Origin of the sequence: Cypionkella psychrotolerans (assembly GCF_001294535.1) — a bacterium.
GTDB classification, from domain to species: Bacteria; Pseudomonadota; Alphaproteobacteria; order Rhodobacterales; family Rhodobacteraceae; genus Cypionkella; species Cypionkella psychrotolerans.
Map to the genome: position 1 here is coordinate 125366 of NZ_LGIC01000087.1, position 6118 is coordinate 131483.

At 55.9% G+C, this 6118-nt stretch carries 3 protein-coding genes, 1 tRNA gene and 3 pseudogenes; 6 read left to right on the top strand and 1 reads right to left on the bottom strand.

Annotated features, from left to right (window positions below; all coding sequences use genetic code 11):
* Nucleotides 1-67 precede the first annotated feature (67 nt).
* Nucleotides 68-144, top strand: a tRNA-Asp gene (locus tag AKV04_RS22510).
* 266 nt (nt 145-410) lie between these two features.
* Nucleotides 411-1536 (top strand): annotated as a pseudogene (locus AKV04_RS22520) (IS3 family transposase).
* Nucleotides 1537-1907: 371 nt separating this feature from the next.
* Here AKV04_RS22520 and AKV04_RS22525 read toward each other — a convergent pair.
* Nucleotides 1908-2945 (bottom strand): DUF4424 family protein, encoded by a 1038-nt coding sequence (locus AKV04_RS22525; RefSeq protein WP_054008646.1) that lies wholly within the window; start codon nt 2943-2945, stop codon nt 1908-1910.
* Between the two features lie 564 nt (nt 2946-3509).
* On the opposite strand from AKV04_RS22525, the gene AKV04_RS22535 reads away from it, so the two are divergent.
* The 4 genes and pseudogenes from AKV04_RS22535 to AKV04_RS27365 form a co-directional block, all read left to right on the top strand.
* Complete coding sequence (locus AKV04_RS22535) at nt 3510-3947, top strand: hypothetical protein (protein ID WP_054008648.1); 438 nt, start codon at nt 3510-3512, stop codon at nt 3945-3947.
* Nucleotides 3881-4374, top strand: a pseudogene (locus tag AKV04_RS27360) (transposase); the annotation flags it as partial. The gene AKV04_RS22535 and the pseudogene AKV04_RS27360, both read left to right, overlap by 67 nt.
* A 377-nt stretch (nt 4375-4751) precedes the next feature.
* Entirely contained in the window at nt 4752-5279 is a 528-nt protein-coding gene (locus AKV04_RS22550; protein ID WP_054008651.1) for a hypothetical protein, read from the top strand.
* A gap of 277 nt (nt 5280-5556) precedes the next feature.
* Nucleotides 5557-6118, top strand: a pseudogene (locus tag AKV04_RS27365) (transposase); the annotation flags it as partial.

The window sequence follows — 6118 nt, forward strand, 5'->3', positions numbered from 1 at the left end:
GAACCTGCTTGACGCCGCTTGGCCCCTTGCGTAATACCCCCACACGCCCGGGCAACCGGGATGATGCGCGGTGGTAGCTCAGTTGGTTAGAGTACCGGCCTGTCACGCCGGGGGTCGCGGGTTCGAGCCCCGTCCACCGCGCCACTTCAAAGCCCCCGCAAGGGGGCTTTTTGGTTTTCCGGGGCAAGTCCCGAGTTGGGACCATGATCAAGGGCGTTTGGAATCAAGGGTTTGGGTTTTGGCGTTAGGGGATCATTAAGGATTCACTCCGGCCGCTTATCCAGATCGCGCTGTTTCTCACTTTGCTTGCGCAGGCGCAGATGCCCGAGCGCACCAGCTTCGATAATCCCCCCCGAAAGTAAGGGGCTATAAGTAGAACTTTCTCGCCAAGATGAACGAGGAGATTCTGAATGAAGACAAGTAGATACACAGAAGCGCAGATCCTTGCGATCCTGCGTCAGGCCGAAGGCAGTGTGCCGGTGGCCGAGCTGTGCCGCGAGCATGGCATGAGCAACGCGTCGTTTTACAAATGGCGGGCGAAGTATGGCGGCATGGATGCGTCGCTGATCAGCCAGATGAAGGCCATTGAAGAGGAGAACCGGCGGCTGAAGCGGATGTATGCGGACCTGAGCATGCAGGCCGATCTGCTGAAGGAGGCTCTCGGAAAAAAGTGACGCGGCTATCTCAACGCCGCGAGATGGCCGAGAAGGCGGTGGCGCACCACCAGGTCAGCATTGCGCTGGCCTGCCGGGCCTTCGGTGTCAGCGAGACCTGCTATCGCTATGGCCCGAAGTTAAAGGCCGAGAACGAGGAGATCGCCGATCTGCTGGTCGGGCTGACGGACGCCCGAAAGACCTGGGGCTTCGGCCTGTGTTTCCTGCATTTGCGCAACGTGAAGGGGCATCCATGGAACCACAAACGCGTCTACCGGATTTACTTCGAGCTGGAACTGAACCTGCGGATTAAACCCCGCAAGCGGCTAAAACGGGACAAGCCCGACGCACTGGCGGTGCCGGAGGCGCCGAACATCACTTGGTCGATGGATTTCATGGCCGACCGGCTGGGGGATGGCCGCCAGTTCCGGCTCTTGAACGTGCTGGACGACTTCAATCGCGAGGGCCTGGGCATCGAGGTCGACTTCTCGCTGCCCGCCGAAAGGGTCATCCGAAGCCTTGACCGGATCATCGAATGGCGCGGCAAGCCAGGCACCATTCGGGTCGACAACGGCCCGGAATACATCAGTGGCAAGCTGCTGATCTGGGCCGATAAACGCGGCATCACGATCCAGCACATCCAACCCGGACAGCCGCAGCAGAACGCCTACATCGAGCGCTACAACCGCACCGTCAGGCATGAATGGCTGGATCAATATATCATCGAAAGCATCGAGGAGGCACAAGACTTCGCCACGCAATGGCTCTGGACTTACAACAACGACCGCCCGAACATCCCTTTCATGAATTGCAAGCAAACCATTGCCGGGCAACGGGCATTGGCGGCATCACACCCGCCCAGAAACTGAAAATGGCCGCGTGAATTCTACGGATGCACCCCGTTAAGAATGGGGGGATTACCGCCTTACGAGGCGCTCAGAGAAAAGCTATAAAGACATGAAATGGTGTCTCGCTAGATCGCCCACATTACACTTATACCTATTCCCCTCACCCCAGCCTTAGGGCACTGGTTGAGGAGGTATCAAACCGCCCTGCAACGGAGACGGGAAAGGGCTGGGACAGGCAAAGCAGCGGTTTTGCAGTCAAGCAGACGAAGGGCAGGGGCGCTTGCGGACGGAGCTGCCGACGCACCTAGGTCCATTTCCGGCTCGCCGTGACAAAACTGTCGTTTTCGACCAACCTACGTCCCATAACCCTAGGGCGAAGATGGCGGAGCCCAGCCGATCCTCAGCGCTATTCAAAGATCATTTCTGAAAGGAAGAGAACGGACAGTTCGTCCTCGGGCTGAAAGTTGAAACGTTCCCATTCAAGGGTCGTCGGTCCGGTCTTATGGATACCGTCGAGGCAGGTTGATGCAATGGCGTCGGTCGACAGCGTGTCGATTGTTAGATGAAAACGTCCAATCCGTCCGCGCCAGCTGTTTGCCGTCGTGAGAATGTAGGACAGCATGTCTGCCCGAAGTATTCCTGAGCCGGTGCTGTTTGTTGCCAATATCCGACGTGCTTCGGAAAGAATTCCGGAATCTAGGCAAAATACCTGTTTCATAGCAATGCCCATCGGATCGGCGTCAAGAACTTCTAGGGCAAAAGGCGTGGAACTTGGCACGGGTGAATAAGAAATTAGCACCTCAACTGGCACGTTGGGGTCAAACTCCATGGTCCATTGAAAATTGATATATGTTTCCAAGTCAGGGCGAAATGGCAAGGACTTTGGTCCGTACGTATTTCCATCATCTTTTATCACGCCTGCGGCGTATAGCTCTTGCCTCGCATGAAGTGGCAGTGAGGCGATTTTCGACATTAGTTCTTCAAATCTTTCGCCATATGATACCAAATCGGCAACTGGAATATCCCATTTGGCTAAAATATCAGAGATGTCGGCGCCAGTGGCGCTCTTCGCACGGACATCCAACTCATAAATTGCCGCTTGACCGTCAATCCACAAACTGAAGCCAAGATTGCGTTCCGGGGCGGGCTGTGCTTCCATCCATCGTGCGGCCTCAGAGTAGTCAATCGGAGGAAGGGGAAAAGCGACGCCAGTCCTCACGGCTTTCATACTTGAATTCCGAAACAGATAACGGGCCTTCACTGTATCGACGCTAAGATAGAGATCCTCTTCGACCAGCTCGATGCTGGCATTTGGAGCCAGACTGATCTCACCCGTATCGATCCCCGAAGCAATGGGATTAGCAAGCACGTATCCCGCTCCAAAAAGACTTGCGGCTAATACTAGGGAAACCGCTTTTCCCCTTGGCCACAACCCCATGAACATCGCCGTCCCTCTTTGAAGCTTGCTGCTCAGCTTGGATGTGGGCTTTGCAAACGACAATGATCTGGGTCAATCGATCCGACATCGGTCACGCTACGCAATGGAGCAAGGTTCCTCCATCAAATCGTGTGACCTGCTCAGAGTCGTCAATGGGACCAAAGCCACCTTTCTCATACGTCACCCATTCCACACGCACTGGGGCATCGCTTGGGGCAGTTCCGCCAACAACTGCCCCATGGACTGCTTGAATTGCAGTGAACAACGGCACGACGATAAGGTGGATAAGCCTTTGGCTGCAAAGCAGAACCCGCAATGGCATCGCCATCGCTTTCCGCTTCAAACCAAACCTGCAAAGAAGTTGGCTGGGGCGGGAGGGATCCGGGTCTGCCGTTGGACTGGTACCAGAATGATGCCGAGGCTTGCACGGTGGGGCATTGGTTGGGGCGGTTCGTCCATCGCGCCCGCCCGGTTCGCGCAGTGGCAGGCTCGTAGCCGTGTTACCAAAGTAACAGCCCGCTAGCAGCGCACAAGCTAATCTCACCTAACAACCAAACTCAGGAGAGCATCATGAGCCGCCAAATCAATCTCACGACTGCCAACGACACCTTCAGTCAGTCCAGCGTCGCTAATAATGTGGCGTTGCAGATTTTCGGGCTTGCTGGCGATGACGTCATCATCCTTGATCGTACCGATGATCTCGGGGGCAGCAACCGCGTCGATACCGGGATCGGCAACGATGCCGTGGTCAGCCATAAAGAGTTCGACAACATCATTCTGCTTGGCGATGGCAACGACACCTATGTCGGCCTCGGCTTCGGCTCATTCAGCACCGACCGCGCCGATCAAGTGTTCGCTGGCGCAGGCAACGACACTTTTGGACCTGTCGCGGTTTCGTTCCGGTTTTTTGAGAGCAATACTCGCCATCAAGGAGACCGGATATGGCAGCGATACACAGCGACGAATTCAAGCGGGATGCGGTTCGCATCCCGCGAACCAGTGGCCTGACACGGCGTCAGGTTGCGTCTGATCTGGGGGTTGGGTTTTCCACCCTGAACAAGTGGGTGAAGATGGTTTCCGATGAGGCTGGCCCGCCTGACGCTGACCAGAACCTGCTTCGAGAGAACGAACGGCTTCGGCGTGAGAACCGGATTCTCAAGGAGGAGAGGGATCTGCTAAAAAAGGCCACTCAGTTCTTCGCGGCCCCAAAGCCGTGAAGTTTGCGTTCCTTGACGACTATCGCGGCGTCCTTTCGATGGCGCGTGCGTGCCGTGTGATGGGGGTCACGGATCGCGGCCTGCGGGCGTGGAAACATCGGCCGGTATCGCACCGACAGCGGCGTGACATGGTGCTGTTGGCGCATATCCGGGACCAGCATCGGTCCAGTCTGGGCAGCTATGGCAGGCCCAGGATAGCCTCAGGGTGCAGTGGGCTTTCCAAGTGGTAGACGGAAAGATCAAGAATCGCAGAGTGCTACGCGTGTTGGAGTTCAATGAGAAGAAGCTGGCGGAGGAGCTGACGCCTGCCGCCAAGAGCGCAATCCTTGGCAGCTACACAAACATAGAAGCAGCAAGGGGAGAGCCTTCATTGTTTGACTACGGGTCTAAGCAGGCTGACACCTGATGGCCACCCGTTGCCCCTGGACTGGGGCGCTTCGGCAGTCCCGTCAACCACTGGAGGCCGCCAAAGCAGGGGTTTTGCAGTCAAGCGGACAAAGGCGCGGGCGCTTGGGCCATCGTTACGTTGCTGGCTTGTTAAAGTCAGGACCCTTCTCTAGTTTCTCTCCAATTTTAGTGACAAAGGACAAGCCCTATGAATGACGATGTATTTCCTCTTCAGCAGGGGTCGCTTGACTGGTTGTGCAGCATCTATGCCGCAATAAATGTGATGCATCTTCGCGGAACGATCGCCACTTTGAACGAAGCTGCGGTTCCGTTCGGTAAGGCCATCGAGTTTATGCAAAAGGAAAAGGGTTGGAACCTTTCGAAAGCGATCTGCGAAGGTATCGACGAGGAAAACTGCTGCCAACTGTTTCAAAAATTAAGTGAAGCAGATTGGGAGGTCGATTCAGGCAAAGTTTACCCTGATCGTCTCTCAAGGTTGAAGGAGTTGCTGGATAGAGGTGCCAAAGCTGTCGTTGTTTCACTCGTTCGCGATGCGTCAGAGGAGAAGGAAAAGCGGAAGGTGGTCATGCACTACACAGTGGTCACGGAGGTAAGTTCGACGCGCCTCACGACCTGGGACAGTCAAGGGAAAAAAATTGAACGAAACGCTGGCAGTCTTCAGTATGATGGCGCTGACGTCAGGCTTGGCTACTTTTACTTCATGAAAGCCAAATAGCGTCCCATCGTAATCGCGAAACAATAGACCGCTATCATTCAGCCAGAGGCAATCGCCTGATCAAACAAACGTCCCCCGCCGACGCCAAACCCCGTCACCCATTCCCCCCGCACTGGGGCATCGCTTGGGGCAGTTCCGCCAACAACTGCCCCATGGACTGCTTGAATTACAGTGAACAACGGCACGACGATAAGGTGGATAAGCCTTTGGCTGCAAATGAATAGCCCCTAGATTTGTAGACGCCTTGCTTGGTAATTTTGGAAGCAAGGAGGACGATATGTCCACGAACAAATTCACAGATGAGTTCAAGCGCGATGCGGTCGCACAGGTCGAGGATCGGGGCTACCCGGTGCGCGAGGTGGCCGAGCGATTGGGGGTCAGCACCAAGTCGATCTACACATGGCAGAAGCAGTTTTCGCGGCCCGCAAAGGTGATCCAAGAGGTCGATGCGCAAGCTGATGAGATCCGCCGGTTGAAGCGAGATCTGCTGCGGGTCACGGAGGAACGGGACATCCTAAAAAAGGCGACCGCATACTTCGCCAGGGAATCCCGGTGAGGTATGCGTTTATCGCCGAACACCGGCCCATCTTTGCCGTCAGGGCTATGTGCCGGATGCTGGCCGTTCATCCGAGCGGCTTCTATGCATGGCTGCGTGAACCTTTTTGTCAGCGTGCGCTGGAGGATCAGCGCCAAACGGTGCTGTTGAAGCAGGCTTGGGATGACAGCGGCGAGGTCTATGGATACCGCAAGTTGCATGATGATCTGTGCGACATGGGCGAAGACATCAGCCCCAACAGGGCTTGGCGTTTGGCGCGTCTAGCAGGGATAAGGGCCCAGAT

What these genes read in the sequence shown, in the direction of transcription:
- AKV04_RS22535 (WP_054008648.1), top strand. Translation starts at nt 3,510, where the DNA reads ATGAGCCGCCAAATCAATCTCACGACTGCCAACGACACCTTCAGTCAG.
- AKV04_RS22550 (WP_054008651.1), top strand. Translation starts at nt 4,752, where the DNA reads ATGAATGACGATGTATTTCCTCTTCAGCAGGGGTCGCTTGACTGGTTG.
- AKV04_RS22525 (WP_054008646.1), bottom strand. Translation starts at nt 2,945, where the DNA reads ATGTTCATGGGGTTGTGGCCAAGGGGAAAAGCGGTTTCCCTAGTATTA.